This is a genomic window from Bacillus sp. CZDM1 (assembly GCF_055502545.1).
In genome coordinates, this window is the sequence record NZ_JBUESO010000002.1 from 140,775 (window position 1) to 158,067 (window position 17,293).

At 37.9% G+C, this 17,293-nt stretch carries 19 protein-coding genes; 17 read left to right on the forward strand and 2 right to left on the reverse strand.

The window, feature by feature from the left end; translation table 11 throughout:
• Window positions 1-28: 28 nt before the first annotated feature.
• From ACY3XC_RS05235 to ACY3XC_RS05285, 11 genes are all read left to right on the forward strand, one after another.
• Entirely contained in the window at window positions 29-1,156 is a 1,128-nt protein-coding gene (locus ACY3XC_RS05235; RefSeq protein WP_464867584.1) for an amidohydrolase family protein, read from the forward strand.
• Window positions 1,157-1,180: 24 nt separating this feature from the next.
• Window positions 1,181-1,606 (forward strand): Rieske (2Fe-2S) protein, encoded by a 426-nt coding sequence (locus tag ACY3XC_RS05240; protein ID WP_464867585.1) that lies wholly within the window; start codon window positions 1,181-1,183, stop codon window positions 1,604-1,606.
• A gap of 80 nt (window positions 1,607-1,686) precedes the next feature.
• Complete coding sequence (locus tag ACY3XC_RS05245) at window positions 1,687-2,418, forward strand: cupin domain-containing protein (RefSeq protein WP_464867586.1); 732 nt, start codon at window positions 1,687-1,689, stop codon at window positions 2,416-2,418.
• An 80-nt stretch (window positions 2,419-2,498) separates the two neighbouring features.
• Complete coding sequence (locus ACY3XC_RS05250; RefSeq protein WP_464867587.1) at window positions 2,499-3,521, forward strand: electron transfer flavoprotein subunit alpha/FixB family protein; 1,023 nt, start codon at window positions 2,499-2,501, stop codon at window positions 3,519-3,521.
• The gene (locus tag ACY3XC_RS05255) at window positions 3,496-4,344 is read left to right on the forward strand and encodes a hypothetical protein (RefSeq protein WP_464868032.1); all 849 of its coding nucleotides are present in this window, start codon (window positions 3,496-3,498) and stop codon (window positions 4,342-4,344) included. Before ACY3XC_RS05250 ends, ACY3XC_RS05255 begins: the two co-directional genes overlap by 26 nt.
• Window positions 4,345-5,622 (forward strand): 4Fe-4S dicluster domain-containing protein, encoded by a 1,278-nt coding sequence (locus ACY3XC_RS05260; RefSeq protein WP_464867588.1) that lies wholly within the window; start codon window positions 4,345-4,347, stop codon window positions 5,620-5,622. It abuts the gene before it with no gap.
• A 2-nt stretch (window positions 5,623-5,624) separates the two neighbouring features.
• Window positions 5,625-6,368, forward strand: a complete 744-nt coding sequence (locus ACY3XC_RS05265; protein WP_464867589.1) for a (Fe-S)-binding protein — start codon at window positions 5,625-5,627, stop codon at window positions 6,366-6,368.
• Between the two features lie 20 nt (window positions 6,369-6,388).
• Entirely contained in the window at window positions 6,389-8,344 is a 1,956-nt protein-coding gene (locus ACY3XC_RS05270; RefSeq protein ID WP_464867590.1) for an oxidoreductase, read from the forward strand.
• Between the two features lie 33 nt (window positions 8,345-8,377).
• Complete coding sequence (locus ACY3XC_RS05275) at window positions 8,378-9,058, forward strand: hypothetical protein (RefSeq protein ID WP_464867591.1); 681 nt, start codon at window positions 8,378-8,380, stop codon at window positions 9,056-9,058.
• An 83-nt stretch (window positions 9,059-9,141) separates the two neighbouring features.
• Window positions 9,142-9,297, forward strand: coding sequence for a hypothetical protein (locus tag ACY3XC_RS05280; RefSeq protein WP_464867592.1), 156 nt, complete (start codon window positions 9,142-9,144; stop codon window positions 9,295-9,297).
• A gap of 125 nt (window positions 9,298-9,422) precedes the next feature.
• A complete protein-coding gene (locus ACY3XC_RS05285; RefSeq protein ID WP_464867593.1) occupies window positions 9,423-10,094 on the forward strand; it encodes a TetR/AcrR family transcriptional regulator in 672 nt (223 codons plus the stop codon).
• Between the two features lie 48 nt (window positions 10,095-10,142).
• Here ACY3XC_RS05285 and ACY3XC_RS05290 read toward each other — a convergent pair whose 3' ends face one another.
• Window positions 10,143-10,496, reverse strand: coding sequence for a hypothetical protein (locus tag ACY3XC_RS05290; RefSeq protein ID WP_464868033.1), 354 nt, complete (start codon window positions 10,494-10,496; stop codon window positions 10,143-10,145).
• A 45-nt stretch (window positions 10,497-10,541) separates the two neighbouring features.
• Here ACY3XC_RS05290 and ACY3XC_RS05295 point away from each other — a divergent pair, with 45 nt between their 5' ends.
• Both ACY3XC_RS05295 and ACY3XC_RS05300 read left to right on the forward strand, forming a co-directional pair.
• On the forward strand, window positions 10,542-10,844 hold the full coding sequence (locus tag ACY3XC_RS05295) for an MTH1187 family thiamine-binding protein (RefSeq protein WP_179159808.1): 303 nt from the start codon (window positions 10,542-10,544) through the stop codon (window positions 10,842-10,844).
• Window positions 10,845-10,948: 104 nt separating this feature from the next.
• A complete protein-coding gene (locus tag ACY3XC_RS05300) occupies window positions 10,949-11,656 on the forward strand; it encodes a DNA alkylation repair protein (protein ID WP_464868034.1) in 708 nt (235 codons plus the stop codon).
• A 404-nt stretch (window positions 11,657-12,060) separates the two neighbouring features.
• On the opposite strand, the gene ACY3XC_RS05305 is transcribed toward ACY3XC_RS05300, so the two are convergent.
• Complete coding sequence (locus ACY3XC_RS05305; protein WP_464867594.1) at window positions 12,061-12,888, reverse strand: MBL fold metallo-hydrolase; 828 nt, start codon at window positions 12,886-12,888, stop codon at window positions 12,061-12,063.
• 170 nt (window positions 12,889-13,058) lie between these two features.
• On the opposite strand from ACY3XC_RS05305, the gene ACY3XC_RS05310 reads away from it, so the two are divergent.
• The 4 genes from ACY3XC_RS05310 (at window position 13,059) to argH (ending at window position 17,205) form a co-directional block, all read left to right on the forward strand.
• A complete protein-coding gene (locus tag ACY3XC_RS05310) occupies window positions 13,059-13,622 on the forward strand; it encodes a class I SAM-dependent methyltransferase (protein WP_464867595.1) in 564 nt (187 codons plus the stop codon).
• A 265-nt stretch (window positions 13,623-13,887) separates the two neighbouring features.
• Window positions 13,888-14,838, forward strand: a complete 951-nt coding sequence (locus ACY3XC_RS05315; RefSeq protein WP_464867596.1) for a ribonuclease H family protein — start codon at window positions 13,888-13,890, stop codon at window positions 14,836-14,838.
• A gap of 104 nt (window positions 14,839-14,942) precedes the next feature.
• Window positions 14,943-15,467: a CBO0543 family protein gene (locus ACY3XC_RS05320; RefSeq protein ID WP_464867597.1), complete on the forward strand. Its 525-nt coding sequence runs from the start codon at window positions 14,943-14,945 to the stop codon at window positions 15,465-15,467.
• A 214-nt stretch (window positions 15,468-15,681) separates the two neighbouring features.
• On the forward strand, window positions 15,682-17,205 hold the full coding sequence (gene argH / locus ACY3XC_RS05325; protein ID WP_464867598.1) for an argininosuccinate lyase: 1,524 nt from the start codon (window positions 15,682-15,684) through the stop codon (window positions 17,203-17,205).
• Window positions 17,206-17,293 lie beyond the last annotated feature (88 nt).

Sequence of the window (17,293 nt, forward strand, 5' to 3'; positions counted from 1 at the left end):
TATCAGAAAATTAGAGAGGTGAACGGAATTGGAAACTGTTCTAAAAGAAAAAGAAGTGCCTAAAAAAAATGTAAAAGGGCTTATTGATTGCGATATTCATCCTTACTTAGATGATTTCAATGAACTAATTCCATATTTAGATGAAGGTGTTCAAAGGCATATGAATATCGGGAAATTTGAAAAAAATATGCTGGCAAATATGAATGCAGGTTCATTTACCTTTCCAAAAGCACGATATGCAAATCCTAATCATGTCCTCCGTTTGGATGCACTTACACCAGGAGGCGGAGTTCCTGGATCAGATCCGGTCTTTGCTGTACAAGATTTATTAGATAAACATAATCACACCTTCGGGATATTGAATATCGGACATGGAACGATGGCAGGTTATCATAATGTTGAGATTGCAGCTGGCTATACATCAGGATCTAACGATTGGCTTTATGATCGATGGGTAGAAAGCGATTCTCGTTTTAAGATGACGATGTCCGTTACGCCGGTTGCCCCGGATTTGGCCATTCAAGAAATTAAACGAATCGGTCATAAACCAGGAATTGTAGGAATCAATTTGCAGTGCATCAATATTCCTTTAGGAAAACGCCATTTCTGGCCGCTTTATGAAGTAGCCCAAGAATACAATCTACCAATTGTACTTCATCCGGATACTGAGGGGACGGCTGAATATGCTCCTCCTGGCGCAGTAGGACCTGCTTCAACCTATGCAGAATGGCATACAACATTGTCACTTATCGCCCAAAGACAAATTATGAGTCTCGTTTGCGAAGGGGTATTCGAGAAGTTTCCGAATTTGAAATTCAATTTTATCGAATATGGCTTTTCTTGGTTACCATCGGTTATGTGGAGATTGGATAAGAACTGGAAGGCACTCCGCAGTGAAATTCCATGGGTAAAGGAATTACCAAGTGAGTATATCAGAAGAAACGTTCGTTTAGGTACACAGCCAATAGAAGAATCATTCCATCCAAAAGATATTGTGAGATTAATTGAAATGTCGAAGGCAGAAGATATGCTTTTATTTGCGAGTGACTACCCTCATTGGGACGGAGACGAAAGTGACAGGGCATTCTTACATTTCCCAGATGAATTAAAACATAAAGTCTTTTACGAAAACGCTAAAAAAACTTATCGACTATAAAAGAATATGAAGGGAGGCAATGTGATGGAAACAATGCAAAGAGGTACATTTACGAGTGTAGTAGTTTGTTCTGCAGAAGAGCTAAAGCCGGGTCAGCGTAAAATTGTTGTTGTAGATGGAGTAGAAATTGCCATGGTGAATGTTGATGGACAGCTGTATGCTTTTCGGAACCGCTGCCCACATCAGGGTGTGGAAATGGTTTACGGAGCAGTTAGTGGAGCTATGCTTCCATCTGATCCAGGTGAATTTATTTATGGTTGTGACAATCAAATTATTAGATGTCCATTACACGGCTGGGAATTTGATTTAGAGACAGGAAAATCTTTGTTTAGTCCAGATAAAGTTTCAATCGGAAACTATGTTATTGAAGAAACTGAAGGCTCCATTGTATTGAAGCTAAAAAGAGAACCAAAGAATATCAGCCTAAAAAATTTCCGTTGCACACATTAATTTAATAGGCTGACACCAATCAATTAGAATCATAACACGAGATGAATAGGGAATTCAAACAATAAGGAGGATGGAAGAAAATGACAAACGCTGTAAAAAATTTAGTAACCTTACTTAAAGCAGAGGAAATTGAGTACAGTGAGCTCGGTATTGACGCTGAGGTGCAAGAAATTGCATTAGCGGTTAACCCCTTATCAACAACGATGGGTGGAGGAATCTGCAAGATTAAGGAATGTAGCTTTGATTGGCAACTTAAGTATGATGAAATCATCTTTGTACAAACAGGGAGCATGTATATTGGACATAACGGCAAAAAAATCGAAGCACAACAAGGGGATATTTTCTTCATGCAAGAAGGGGCTGTCATTACGTACGGTACCGATTCTGATGTAGAATTTTTCTTCTCAACTTATCCTGTTGATTGGAAAGAAGTAAAGAAAAATGTGGTTTATGAGGATACCGGTGAAGATTTGGTCACTTTGATTAAAGGGTCTGAAATGGAATACAGTCCATTAGGCATTGAAGGTGAGGTCCAAGAAATAGCCCCTGTGATCAATAAACTTTCTACGAATATGGGTGGGGGAATCTGCCGGATGAAAGACTGTCATTTTGATTGGCAAATCAAATATGATGAAATGATTTATGTCTCAAAGGGCAGTATGTACATCACCCATAACGGAGAAAAGATTGAAGCCAAGCAAGGAGATATCTATTTTATGAAAGACGGTGCAGAAATCACCTACGGTACAACGGAAGAAGTGGAATTCTACTTTACCCTGTTTCCTGTAAACTGGCGTGCATTAAAAAACTAGATTGAAAGTTTTCTAACCCATTTAGTTTTTGACTAAATGGGTTAGATGACAACTCTTGATTAAGTGAGGTGAAAGGGAAGATGAGTTACAATGTTATCTGCTTTCTTCCGGTAAAAAACGGTGTTAAATTCACTGAAGAAACATGGGGATTGGTGAAGCAAGCAAAAGCGTTTGCAACAGATAAAACCAGAATGATAGCTATTGTTGTTCACTCAGGTTTGTTTTCTAATGAACTAGAGCAATTACCCTTTGATGAAGTTTATCATGTCAAATTAGAACTAAATAATTGGAAAGTAGCAGATTACCATTTTCAGGCATTCCGAATGATCCAGGCAAATTTCAGTAATGATAACGAAATATACTTATTTTCATCGCACCCGCTCTATCAGGAAGTTGCTGTTCGTGCATCTACTCGCTTTGGGATGCCCATTATCACAAATGCAATGGAAGTTACGATGGATGAAAATGATTCCTCAACCATCATGGTTAAACGTGAAATTTATCAGGAAAAGGCTCATGAATTCGTTACGTTTTTAGATAATAAACTGCAATTCTTAACCTTTGAAAGCTCGATCTTGTACGGTATACAAGAAGTTGGGAAACCGACCATCGTACAAGAGATTGATATAAAACTAGAAGTAAATAGCCCTATTACATTTCTATCTGAGTCACAAATGAATTGGAAAGAATTGAAAATAACAGAAGCAAAAGTAGTCATAGGGATTGGAAGAGGAGTGCACGGTGGAGCTTCGCTTGACTCTATATTGCAGTTGGCAGAAATCTTAAATGCTCCCATTGGAGGAAGCAAAGTCGCAGATGAATTGGGACTGATTCCTAGAGAAAAAAGGATTGGGGCTAGTGGTTCAACAATTGAGGCTGATATTTATATTGCTATCGGGATTTCTGGTTCTTCACAGCATCTAGAAGGGATTAAAGGAGTGAAACATGTTATTGCCATTAACAATGATCCATCCGCTGCCATTTTTCAGCGCTGTGACATCGGTATAGTGGGTGACTATCAAGAAGTCATTCCAGGACTCGTGCAATCTCTTCAAGCAGAAAGGCAGAGTGAAGAAAATGTTGAACATGTGCATATTGGTTAAGCCAGTAATGGATCCAGCATCCATTAAATGGGATTATCTAAACCAGCAGTTTTCGTTTGAAAGCAACACCTTTAATGCACCCGACCTTCAAGCATTACAGTGGGCTTGTGAATACAAGGAAAAGAATGGTGCAAATATTACGGTATTAATTGCAGCCGATACGAATATAGTGATCGATCAGAAAAGATTACTCAAATATAATTTGGATAAATGTGTAATCATACAGCAGCCAGAATTAAAGAAACATCGTGGTGAAACAGCAAGATTACTCACAGATGAATTAAAAAAGTACTCTTTTGATGTCATTATGTGTGGTTCTGTCAGTGATGATGAAAATTTAGGGGTGACACCTGCAATGGTGGCTGAACTTTTATATATTCCATGCTTAACAAACATCTTCCATATAGACATCGAATCGGAAAGAACCTGGAAAGTGAAACGAAGCGAAGATAGAGGCATTGTCCAAACATATGAAGTGCAATTACCAATCTTGATTGGTGTGGTTAACTCGTTAGGGAGAAAGCGTTATATACCTCGGTATTCTCGTTCGTACCAAACACAAAAGAAAATTGAGGTCAAGGACCTAAGAGAACCAATAGAAGAATCGAATATAAGCGTAGTTAAGATATCTGAACCAAAGCCGAATATTCGTTATTTTGACATCCCGAATGACAGTCTCACTCCAGAGCTTCGGCTGCTAAAAATCATGGGGCTGGCTCAGGAGCAGAAGGAACAATCAGGAGAAAAAGTTGCTTCTAATGTCAATGAGCAGAATATCCATTTTATATCACAGAAATTACAAAAATGGTTAATGGAGGGTTAGATGATGCAGACAGTACAGCGTGATACTTTTTGGATGATTTCCTTCGATTACAAAATCGCCATGTATGCCCTCGCAACGATTGCAATAGGTGTCTTTGTTTATGGTTTCTATCGTCGGTTCCGCTTATGGAGAAAAGGAGTCAGGGAAAAAGTTAGTTGGAACGATGTGAAAACAAACTTTCATTTTTTCTATAAAACTGCAATTGTGCAGAAAAAGATAAAAAGAGATCGATTGTATGGATTTATGCACCGTTTTACAAGCTATGGATTTGTTATTTTGTTCATCGGCACGGTGTTGGTTGTAATCGATTATGATTTTAAAATTCCATTGCTACAGGGCAATTTTTATCTTGTTTATGAGTTGGTTTTAGATATTTTTGGTGTTTTATTTCTTATCGGTCTAGTGCTGGCGATGGTGGTTAGAGCCAGAAAGGTACGACCTAGACTAAAGAATGGAATGGCTGACCAAGCATTTCTCCTCCTATTACTTCTCATCGGAATTGGAGGATATATAATAGAAGGAATTCGACTATCCGAGACACAAATCAGCCACGCAGCATGGTCACCTATTGGTTATGGGCTTGCACTTTTATTTAAAGGTAATTCGTTCTTTGCAGCGGAATCATATCCTATTTGGTGGTTAAGCCATTGCATATTAGCGTTTATCCTTATAGCAATCATTCCGTACACTAAATTATTTCATTTTCTGACAGCTCCTATCAATATTCTTTTTCAACCTGTTAAGCGTACAGGGAAGGTGGGCACACCTTATAACTTAGAAGAAATGACAGAAGAGCAACGATATGAATCTATGAGAATACAAGGCGTAAATAAAATAACAGATTTCACTGGTTGGCAGCTGCTAAGTACCGATGCCTGTACGGAATGTGGCCGCTGTGATAGCCAATGTCCGGCACATAACAGCGGTAAACCATTGGCACCTCGATCGATAGTGACGAAAATCCGTGATCATATGCATGAAGATCAAGAAGTACTATCTTTTATTAATCCAGAAGAGCTTCAATCTTGTACAACCTGTGGTGCCTGCGTGGAAGCCTGCCCGGTCTCAATCAATCATATAGATTTAATATTATCAATGCGTCGCGGATTAGTCCAAAATCTAGTGATCGAGCAGGAAGCAGAAAATACGTTAGTGAAAATGGAAGAACAGTATAACGTTTATGGAAAACCATGGTCTGATCGGGAGAACTGGAGCAAAGGTCTAAATGTACCAGTGTTAGAAAGTAAAGAAAATAATAAAAAGAAAGAGGGAGCTTAATAATGGAGGTTTTATTTTGGGTAGGATGTGCAGCAGCTTATGATTTAAGACTTCAGGCAATCGCTCGTGCCTTTTCAGATATTATGAACAAAGCAAATGTTGATTTCGCCATTTTAGGGACGAAAGAACGTTGTACAGGGGACGTTGCCCGGCGAATGGGTGATGAAAACCTATTTCAAGAATTGGCACAGTACAATATTAAAACACTCAAAGAGCATGAGGTGAAATCTATTGTCACCACTTGCCCACACTGCTTCAATATGTTCAAAAATGAATACCCTGCTCTGGGAGGCGATTTTGAGGTTACGCATTATACAACATTTATTTATAACCTCATTCGTGATGGGCGTTTAAAATTACCTGAAAAACAAGAACGGGAAATCGTTACGTATCATGACCCATGTTACTTGGGTCGGCAAAATGGAATCTTTGATGCGCCGAGGGACATTTTAGAAATGCTTGGATATGAAATCGTCGAAATGGAACGAAGTAAAGAAAAATCCTTTTGCTGTGGTGCTGGTGGTGGAGCAATGTTTGAAACCGCCCAACGTGGTGAGAAGATTAACACCATTAGAGGAGAAGAGGCAGTCAATACGGGTGCATGTGCAACCATGACTGCTTGCCCTTTTTGCCTCGTCATGATGGAAGAAGCCATTGGATCCCTAAACCAGACACGTGGTACAAATATCGCTACGAGGGATATTGCCGAGGTAGTAAATTCATTAGTAGAAAGTGGCGGAAAGTAAGGAAGGGCGGAGAATATATAATGACCACATTTAAATATTTATTTACTCCTAAAAAAATCGGTTCACTTTGGATAAAAAATCGGATATTAAGTACCGGTCATATGACTTCTTATGTAGAAAATGGAATTCCTACTGACCGCTTAATTGCTTACCATAAAGAGAGAGCCAAAGGCGGAGCAGGTTTAATTATTGTGGAAGCAAATGCTGTTCACCCGACAGCATTTTTCACCGCAGATACGATTTGCGCGTTTAAGGACGAGGTTATTCCATATTATAAGAAATTAGCTGAGGGAGTCCACGCTTATGGTACAAAAATGTTTGTTCAGCTCTTCCATCCAGGCAGAGAGGTATTTCCTTCTGGAACTTCGGTTGCAGTAGCTCCTTCAGCTATTCCTGCTGACCGCTTCCGTATAATTCCGAAAGAACTTGAATGGGAGGAAATTAAAGACATTATTAAAGGCTATGCCGAGACCGCCGAAAGGGTAAAAATAGGAGGGTTGGATGGTGTAGAAATTGTCGCATCACATGGTTATTTACCTAGTCAATTTTGGTCACCTCGCTTAAATTATAGAAAGGATGAATATGGCGGACAATCGATCGAAAATCGTTTGCGATTTTTAAAGGAAATTGTGGAAGAGGTTCGTAAAAAGGTAGGGACAGAATTTGTTGTCGGTTTACGTCTTAGTGTTGATGACCTGGAGGATGAAGGCGCCAAATACGGGGAAGTACAAGAGATATTACAATATATTGATAAGAAAATTGGTGGACTTGACTATTTCAACTTAACAGGCGGCAGCTCTGCAACTTATGCTAGTTCCGCTTTTATTGTCCCTCCTGCACCGGTTCCTCCCGCACATTTCGCCTCACATGCGGCAAAGATTAGAAAGCAGGTTTCAGTACCAATTTTTGTAGCAGGTCGAATTAATGATCCCGTCATTGCAGAAAATGTACTAGCAAACGGTCAATCCGATATGGTCGGGATGACGCGGGCGATGATTTGTGACCCTCACATGCCTAATAAGGCATTACGCGGGGAGTTAGAGCGTATACGGGTATGTATTGGTTGTAATCAGGCGTGTATCGGACATATGCAACAGGACATTCCCATTAGTTGTTTGCAAAACCCAGTAACGGGTAGAGAGCTCCAGTATGCCGAAATGCCGAGAGCGAATAAAATCAAAAAAGTCATCATCGTAGGCGGTGGTCCAGCTGGAATGAAGGCGGCAACTATTTCTGCGGAGCGCGGTCATAAAGTAATTTTATTAGAAAAAAGCAATGAATTAGGAGGCCAAGTGAAGCTGGCCCGTAAAATTCCTGGAAGAGAAGAGTTTGGAGAGTTGATTTCAAATTTAAAACGTGATTTGGATTACTTCCGTGTTGAAGTTCGTTTAAATACAGAAGTCACGAAAGAAATGGTTCTCGCTTTGAATCCGGATGAAGTGATCATCGCTACGGGCGCCAATCCATATGTCCCGCATGCTAAAGGGATGGACCTGCCACATGTGGTAACAGCTTGGGACATCCTATCCCGACAAAAGGAACCAGGAAAAAAAGTAGTGGTTGCAGATTGGAAAGGGGATATGACAGGGGTTGGCGTTGCTCTTTATTTAAAAGATCTAGGATGTGAAGTGGAACTGGTTACATCTTGTTATCAAGTAGGTCATTCTATCCAGGAAAAAGTAAGAACGTTTACCATGACTCAATTATTTTTAAAAGAGATTGAAATGACCTCCCAATATAAGCTTAGCGAAGTTGATGAACAATCAGTAATTTTCTCCAATATTTATACAGGACAAAAATTGAAAAAGGAAAACGTAGATACGGTTGTTTTAGCATACGGTCTTTTACAGGAAAATGATCTATTTCATCAGCTTAAAGAGCATGTGCCTAATATCTATCGAATAGGCGACAGTCTAATACCGAGAACGGTAGAGGAAGCCATTCTTGAGGGACTCGAATTAGCAGCAAGCCTTTAGAAGTCATAGTGACAAAAAGGGAGGTCTCTAAGTTTGCACACCACAAAGGTGCTCAACTCTTTGGATTTTACGATAAAAATTAACGGTCAAGCGTGTGTCCTTGAGGACATCTTCCCCCATTTTAATAAGAATGATCGTTTAGGGATAGTGGTTAGGCGCCCTGGTGGAGGGGTTGGTGCAAGCGGACTCCTTATGGCAGCTATTACAAGGTTTTACGATTTTTACCGTCCTTTGTTAGGGAACGAGCCTGATAAACTACGAATCTACCCGGACTTCTTCATTTTTTATGTAGGAAAGCGACATCTAAATTATTATTGGTTGGACATTTGGCCGACCCATAAGGAAGTGATTTTAGAGGACGACCCGGAACTTATTTTGGAAGCAATTAATGATCGTGGAATAACCCGGCTCCTAGTTGAAGATACCCTGCCTTCTAATAAGTCTTACTTACGTGAAACCATCAGTAGTGCTGAATCTCGGATCGTCAGTACTTTAGTATACTCTGCAGGTGGAAGAGTTGATAACGGAGATCTAAGTATCGAAAGTTGCTCTGATGTAGAAGGGTATGTCCAATCCACCCTTAAGATATCTGAAGAGTTAACTGTAGATGTACTTAAGCAGCTGGTGATGGAACGTAAAGCCTTAGTTTCCAATGGTCGAGTAACGGAAACCTATCGCCGGATTAAACCATCAGATGCTATCCTTATGCTTTAACCTAATCAATGGAACTTTGACCTAGTTATACGCTACTATTTTTCTTTGAAAAAAACCACGTATGTATAAATGGAGGAGTTATTATGTGGGTAGTGACGGTATATTCAAATTCCAACATTACCATGTTTGAATTTGACAAGGAAGATGAGGCAAGGAATATATTTAATAACATACAAGGTTGTAAGTTTCTATCTGAAATTATCTATTTTAACGACCAAAGCTTTCTTAAGATTGACTAAATATTTAAAATATTGTAGGGTTAAAGGGAAGTAGATATTATTTAAAGATTATTTTAGCATATGTAAAGGGTTTGTGCGCAACAGGGAAGTTCTCCTAAATATGAGTAATTTTGAGGTGTTAGGCTATGGGACGTAAAGAGATACAAATGAAGCGGATGTGGAAATATTTTGTTGATGCAACCGCTCAAATTATTGAAGAGGAAGGTATAGAGAATGTCACGATACGAAAGATAGCTGACATTGCGGGGTACACAAGTTCAACAATCTATAACTATTTTGAAGAACTTTCCCATCTGATTTTCTTTGCTTCAATGAGATTTATGAATCCCTATATAAAGGAATTTTCTTATTATATGTCTAAAAGTGAGAATAGTATAGAAAAATATTTATTAAGCTGGGAATGTTTTTGTAAGCATTCATTTAATAATCCTCAAATTTATCATGCCATCTTCAATTCAGACTTAGGAGCAAAACCTGAAGAGCTATTGAGCCATTACTTTGAAGTATATCAAAATGATCTAACCGGACTTTCTGACGAAATTAAACCATTAATTTTTGAATATAGTCTTACTAAAAGGAGTAAAGTTGTTTTACAAAAGGCCGTAGAAGAAGGATATCTAGACCAATATGAGATTGATGAAATTAGTAATATGACTATCCTTATTTGGCGGGGAATGTTAACGACATTTTTAAACAATCGCCGAGACTATAAGCCTGAAGAGGCAGTAGAGGAAACGATGAAGTATGTTCGAAAAATAACGGTGAATGCTTTGAAAAAACCGATAGAATTGTCTTAAAATTATAATGTAAAGCCAGGAAAATCCGAAATGGGTTCCTGGCTTTTTTTATCTATTCCCGTTTGACACCCCATAAGCAAAAGCATCTTTATAAATTCTTCTGTTGAAACATTCCAAGTGGCTGAAGCTGAATATTGATATCCAACCAAGACCACCTACTGAGCTATCAAACTTTGTGACTCCCGCTTCCATGGCTGCTTTCACATTAGCCAAGGCTATCTTTTGGGTATCAAGGAAATGACCAACAAAGGTAGTAACAGGATATAAGTCTAGTAATCTTGAAAATCTTTTATAAACCATTTTTGGGTCAGCCTGACAGTATGTATCTGCTAAATCAATTTCATCTGCACCAAGGTTATCCTTATCGCAGTCAGCAAAATTTAGATTTTTCCCCCGCCTAATTTCATGATATCCTAATGAAGTATGAAGAAATCAGGAGGTAGAAGAATGGCGATTGTTGATATTACAGTAATTCCGGTTGGGACAGGCACACCAAGTGTCAGTGAGTATGTAGCTGAAATACAAAAAGTTCTACAACAGTATGAAGGAAGAGTGAAGTATCAGTTAACCCCAATGAGTACGCTAATTGAAGGTGATTTAAAATTATTGCTTGAGATTGTTCAAGAACTGCATGAGGTACCGTTTCAGAAAGGTTTACAAAGAGTATGTACGAATGTTCGAATTGATGATCGGCGCGACAAAGAAAATACAATGGAGCGAAAGTTACAGTCTGTTCAGGCTAAATTATAGCTTAACGTAGTGTTTATAAAAATAAAGCACATGATACATAATAATATTATGTTAACTAAGATGCTTTTTATCAAATAGATGATGAAAAGGAGGTAGTGCACACGATGGATTTTGAAACGGTAATGCAGGAACTGGAAGCTCTCAGCAATGAAAGATTGAAAAAGATGTACATAGGCAATGGTGCACAGGAACCGCTTTTTGGTGCAGCAACAGGCAAAATGAAGCCGATTGCAAAAAAAATTAAGATTAATCAGCCATTGGCCGAGCAGCTATACGCCACTGGGAACTACGATGCCATGAATTTTGCCGGCATCATTGCTGACCCAATAGCAATGACGGAAGCTGATTTTGATCGTTGGATCGATGGCGCGTATTTTTATATGCTGTCAGATTATGTGGTCGCAGTCACTTTGGCAGAAGCTGATATTGCACAAGTTGTTGCCGATAAATGGATCGCAAGCGGAGAAGAACTTAGAATGTCGGCAGGCTGGAGCTGTTACTGCTGGCTTTTGGGTAATCGTCCGGATAGTGAATTTAGCGCAAGCAAGCTTTCCAGTATGCTTGACCAGGTGGAAAAAACGATTCACGATTCTCCTGATCGAACGAAATCTGCTATGAATAATTTCACTTACACAGTAGCAATTTCCTATCTGCCGCTCCATGAAAAGGCAATTGAAACCGCAAAGGCAGTAGGTCCAGTTGAGATGAACCGGGGTAAGAAAAAACCAAGCATCCTGCTAGCTTCCGAAAATATTCAAAAGGAACTAGATAGAGGGAAGCTTGGTTTCAAACGCAAATATGTAAGGTGTTAGTATAGTTAGAAGAGTAAAACCTCTAACGGAAACAAGAGCTTAATACATCTTTCGAAGGGTTATTATACAAGAAGTACCCTAACTTTTTCACATAATAATATTATGTTAACTTGGATGTTAAAAGGAAACCAGAGCCAGGAACTATCTAATAAAGGATGTTCCTGGTTTTTTAGTGGATTATTTTGTCAAGTCTAATAGAATAGTATGAGGAAGAAGCATGATTATAAGGAGTCTTTCAGTGAGAAAAATATTATCATTGGTACAATTTTTATAATGATTTTTATCCCCTTTTCTACATTCTTTTTCGAAATCTTTGTAATGGCTGAAGTCCCTTTTAAAGAAGAAGATCATTTGGCCGTTTATATCAATCATGGTCCTAATTTTTTCTAAAATTTATAAGCCTATTAATCTTTGATTTTTAAATGATGGTCTTGAATGATCGAATTTATAATGTGCATAGATTCCCATTCCCCTCTAGAAAGAAAGATGATGGGATATTTTTTTGGAAAAAGGGTTTGGCTAATCTGACTTGGAGACATGCCATCTTCATAGAGCTTGATAATTTTCCCCTGGAGATCTAACAAATAATCGAGCTTTCTCTGTAAAGCAGCACGCCCATCCTTTAAATAGCCGGCATGGCAGCAAAATACCTCCCCAAAATCATAGGTTATTACTCTCTGTAAGGAACCAATGATGGTTGGAATGCTTTCTTCTTGTAAAATAACCTTTGTCTTTTCCTGGACATACAAATCCCCAGTAAATAGTTGGCCCGTTTCACGATTTAAAAAGGCTAAATGATCAATAGCATGACCAGGTGTATCTATCACGTCCCAAACTGCATTGCGGGATGAAAAGGTTTTGCCAATGCCTATAGCCTGAAAAGGTCTGCGCTTTCCCCAGAAAACCTTTCGATACAATGGATAATCGGGCTTCTGTTTACAATAATCCAGCTTAATATCATTCATATAAATAGGCAGCTGCAACTCTTTTTGTAAAAAAGCTGCACACCCTGTATGATCTTCATGAAAATGCGTGATAACCACTTGGTCGATATCTTGTTGCTTAAAAAACGGTTTAAACTCCTTTTCCAATGATGCGGAACCCGTATCAATGAGAACCCCATCTACGACAAAACAATGAACATTTAATTTTACCCCTTGAAATGCGACCGTCCCGTTTGCTGCTTGAACACCCTGTATCGTCTTGTGGTTAAAAGTCTTCTTTAATAACATAAATTTAAACCTCCTCATACCATCCCTTTGTCAAATTTTAACACAAAGTGAATAAGTATTCATTAATATAAAAGAATTATCAAACTATTTCTTCTTTGTACGTAGAAATATGTTAAAATCTAGTAAAATAGGAAGAGAGTCATCTCGGAATAAACTTAGGAGGTTGTGACATGAACACAAAAGACAAATGGAATTTGAAACATATGGATCGATTAACTCAGCTAAAGGAACCTCAACCAAACCCACGATTAAAGAAGCTGGCTTCTTATTTTAAGGAAGGAGGAACGGCCTTGGATATCGCTTGTGGTCTTGGTGGAAACAGTTTGTTTCTTGCAGGAATGAACAATCAAGTCGAAGCAATTGATATTTCAGACGTTGCGATTAACTATGTCCAAGAACAGGCAGCCAAAGATAATCTAAGTGTGCAGCCTCGAGTAACGGATCTAACAGATTTGGATACGTTAAATTGGCCGAATAACCCCTTTGACTTTATTGTAATGTCCTATTACCTAGATCGCTCATTGTTTCCAATTGTAAAGAACGTTTTAAAAGATGGCGGATATTTCTTTATGGAAACCTACTATCAATCACCTTACACAGAGGAACAAGGAGTTTCCAATCAATATAAACTAAAGTCAAATGAGTTGTTAGCAGAATTTGGAGATTGGAAGGTTCTTTATTTTGAAGAGAACGAACAAGAAGGCTGGCAATCGATCTTTTGTCAAAAACGATAAACAGTTAGACTGAAGATATGATACATAACTCATTAGGCTACCTTATCAGAACACTTTGAAAAGGTAGCCTAATTTTGTTTATCCAAAGGTAAATATAGTTTTGACTACAGTGAAGGGGAAATAATAGTATTTGTCGAATTTTATTATATTCCAATAAATCTAGATGAAATAATAAACCATAAAAACATAGAGGGTGAGTATCATAGTCACTACGAAACAAAAACAGAATTCCACATCCACACCGGTTTTACTGTTAAGGGATGAAATGATTAAATCTTTGAAAGTTACGAAAGCTCAAATGGCTGAATACCTGAAGGAAGGCATGCCACACTATTTGATCGGTCAAGAATATCGTTTTCTAGAAACAGAAGTATTGAAATGGTTAGAGACCTACAAACCCTCACAAGAACGTTTGGAAAGGGAATTCCGTGATAAACAGGGAAGAACGATTAAAGAATACGTGCCTGGAGAGATAGCATTAGCGACATTGCGTATCTCCTACGTTAACTTAAGATCCCTTTGTAAAAAAGGAATGCCGTATGTCACAGTAGGAGATAAGGACTTTTTCCATATCCAAGATATATTGAATTACTTTCGTAAAGGTGATCTTGTTTCTAACAATCTCAATGGTAACATTGTAAGAATAAATTCACATAAGAAAAAAAATGCAGTTGCTAAGCCGCAACCGAGAATCAATGGAAATTTAATAACGTCGATAAATAAAGAATTTCTCCAAAATCTAAAAACTACTAATCCCATTTTTATCGTGGATGGTTCCTATAATTTTGAGAATAATACTGTGGGGACTGGAATGGTACTAGTTGAAAATGGAACAATTGTAACTGGAACAATTGTAACTGGTTACTCAAATGTTAGAAATATCAAGACGACTAAAACTACTATTTGTGAATACCTAGCACTGCTAGATGCCTTACGGATGATTAAAAGAAAAAACATTAAGAAGGCCTCTATTATTACCGACCAAGAGCCATTTGCGAAGGGAATACATATTGATTTAGAAAAGTCAGTTTTTGAACCAGTTGTAAAGCCTTATATGAAAGAAATAAAGGACTTACTAGAAAATTTGGAGGGGAAGGCAGACTTACGTTTTGTAGGAATACTAAAAGGTGGTAAAAAAAATCCACTCCATAAAAATGCACATTTCTTAAGCCGTGAATATAAGAAAGAAATATTTGAGAACATGGAAATTGTATAAAGAGAAAGCATTTTTACTCTAAAAAGAGTCAAGCTAAAATTTAAAATAAGTGTAATTTGCTGGCAAAATGGGGGAAACTATAGATAAAAAATGGAGTGTAAAGAATGCTCTTACTATATGTCGCACTTTTCCTTCTTGCAGCAATAAAATGGGGTGATTGGAGAAATTGGAGTGATTATTATCCAACCATTTTATTTTTAATGATTGGGGACCTTTTGAAAAATTTTATCTTTTATAATCACTGGATGTGGACATATAAAGAAACCATGTTTTTGGAAAATATCCTACGAAATCATACCATCATTAACCTAATGATTATTTTTATTGGGTATCCATCAACGATATTTCTTTTTCTAGGCCGTTTTCCAAATGTAAGATGGAAGCAAGGATTGTGGGTTTCATTCTGGGTGTTTCTTTATTCCATATTGGAATACATAAATCTTCATTATTTATACTTAATAAGACATCATAATGGCTGGAGTATGACATGGTCCGTAATATTTAATATCGTCATGTTTCCAATGTTGTTCATACATCATAAAAAACCTCTATTAGCGTGGGTATTATCTGTTATTTGGATTTTATTTTTGTTAAAGATGTTTCCAATCCCCCTTGAAAAAATGAAATAAAGTTATTTTTCTATATACTTAGCATCAAATTATCCACCTTTATCCAATTGATAGGAATAAAGAAAATGACGTGCATTGCGCACGTCATTTTCTTTATTTACAAGGTCTATGAAAATTTCTCGCTATTTTCCTCTATCCTAGGCAAAAACACAAAATGTAAATTTTTTTCATATTTTAAATTATAAATATTGATGAACAGAGGGGATGGACCAATGTGAAAATCTCACTTCGTGAGCAAGTCTTAAAAAAAGAAGGTACAACTTTTCCTTCTAAATCCTATAAATCCTTGGTACTTGAACCTGCCTATGATGAGGCAAAGCAACAATTTATAGACTCAATGGTGGAAATTCATTATGCCCATTTAATCATGCTTGTCGAGCAAGGGCTTGTTGGAAAAGAAGAAGCAGAAAAAATTGCGAAAGCAATCTCTAATTTAGATATAGAAGATGTCAAAAGAAGAAGCTATACCGGTGAGTTTGAGGATTTATTTTTTGAAGTGGAGCATTCTTTAATCGAAGATGCAGGCGATATTGCTGGTAACCTTCATATAGCAAGAAGCCGAAATGATATGGGGATTGCCATTTACCGAATGATACTAAGGAAGAAACTTTTACTATTGGTAGAAAAGGCGTTAACACTTCGCGAAGGACTTATCGAATTGACCGACGAGCATAAAGAAACGGTGATGATCGGATATACACATACCCAACAGGCGCAGCCCACTACATTGAGTCATTATTTAAATGCGATGACCGATATGCTTACACGTGATATCTATCGACTTCAAGCAGCCTATAAAACGGTGAATCGCAGCAGTATGGGAGCAGCAGCCTTAACAACTTCGGGGTTTCCGATTAATCGGGAACGTATGAAAGAACTCCTTGGCTTCGATGACATGATTGATAACGCCTGGGATGCCGTTGCAGGTGCGGATTATATAGCCGAGACAGCGACTGCTGTTCAATTGTCCGCACTAAATTTAGGAAGATCCATGCAAGATTTCTTATTATGGGGGACACAGGAGTATGGTGCATTTCTTCTATCCGCACCATATGTACAAATTAGTTCCATTATGCCGCAAAAAAGAAACCCTGTTTCAATCGAGCATATGAGAGCACTTTTATCTAGTGTAGCAGGGGATTGTCAAACAGTCTTACTTATGGTGCATAATACACCATTTGGAGATATTGTTGACACAGAAGATGATATGCAGCCGTATATCTGGAAGGCAATTGAAAGACTCGGCGGCATTTATGATTTATTAACGTCTGTTTTACTTACTATGGAGGTTAATAAAGAGACACTTTTAAAAAGAGCAAAAGAAAGCTTTGCGAACGTGACTGAATTGGCTGATACCATTGTCCGACAAGATGGACTTTCATTCCGTCAGGCACACCATGTTGTAAGTTCAACGGTAAAGGAATTAACAAAAAATGGAAAAACTTCTTTAGAATCATTAACATTGGAACTTTTGAACGAGCAATCAACAAAGATTGTAGGAAAGGAATCTGTTTTAACTGAAAAAGAATTAAAACAATGCTTAAGTCCTGAATACTTTGTTCAAATCCGAGATCTACAAGGTGGACCAAGTCCAAGCAGGATGGAAAAAACAATTAAAGTTCGAATACAGGAACAGGAAGAATTAGCAAACTGGTTAGATGCAAGACAAAATCACCTTACCACATCATCTATAAAGGTTAAGGAGATTATTACGAAATGGACTGGAGCAAATGAATAAGTACACAATCAAACTGCTGGGGTCGGCAAAACATTGACTGTCCTAGTTAACTGGTTTGTTGTGTGGAAAAACAATATTTACACTAGCT

Coding starts and splice junctions, on each gene's coding strand:
- ACY3XC_RS05240 (WP_464867585.1), top strand. CDS start 1,181: ATGGAAACAATGCAAAGAGGTACATTTACGAGTGTAGTAGTTTGTTCT.
- ACY3XC_RS05245 (WP_464867586.1), top strand. CDS start 1,687: ATGACAAACGCTGTAAAAAATTTAGTAACCTTACTTAAAGCAGAGGAA.
- ACY3XC_RS05250 (WP_464867587.1), top strand. CDS start 2,499: ATGAGTTACAATGTTATCTGCTTTCTTCCGGTAAAAAACGGTGTTAAA.
- ACY3XC_RS05255 (WP_464868032.1), top strand. CDS start 3,496: ATGTTGAACATGTGCATATTGGTTAAGCCAGTAATGGATCCAGCATCC.
- ACY3XC_RS05260 (WP_464867588.1), top strand. CDS start 4,345: ATGATGCAGACAGTACAGCGTGATACTTTTTGGATGATTTCCTTCGAT.
- ACY3XC_RS05265 (WP_464867589.1), top strand. CDS start 5,625: ATGGAGGTTTTATTTTGGGTAGGATGTGCAGCAGCTTATGATTTAAGA.
- ACY3XC_RS05270 (WP_464867590.1), top strand. CDS start 6,389: ATGACCACATTTAAATATTTATTTACTCCTAAAAAAATCGGTTCACTT.
- ACY3XC_RS05280 (WP_464867592.1), top strand. CDS start 9,142: ATGTGGGTAGTGACGGTATATTCAAATTCCAACATTACCATGTTTGAA.
- ACY3XC_RS05285 (WP_464867593.1), top strand. CDS start 9,423: ATGGGACGTAAAGAGATACAAATGAAGCGGATGTGGAAATATTTTGTT.
- ACY3XC_RS05295 (WP_179159808.1), top strand. CDS start 10,542: ATGGCGATTGTTGATATTACAGTAATTCCGGTTGGGACAGGCACACCA.
- ACY3XC_RS05300 (WP_464868034.1), top strand. CDS start 10,949: ATGGATTTTGAAACGGTAATGCAGGAACTGGAAGCTCTCAGCAATGAA.
- ACY3XC_RS05305 (WP_464867594.1), bottom strand. CDS start 12,888: ATGTTATTAAAGAAGACTTTTAACCACAAGACGATACAGGGTGTTCAA.
- ACY3XC_RS05310 (WP_464867595.1), top strand. CDS start 13,059: ATGAACACAAAAGACAAATGGAATTTGAAACATATGGATCGATTAACT.
- ACY3XC_RS05315 (WP_464867596.1), top strand. CDS start 13,888: ATGATTAAATCTTTGAAAGTTACGAAAGCTCAAATGGCTGAATACCTG.
- ACY3XC_RS05320 (WP_464867597.1), top strand. CDS start 14,943: ATGCTCTTACTATATGTCGCACTTTTCCTTCTTGCAGCAATAAAATGG.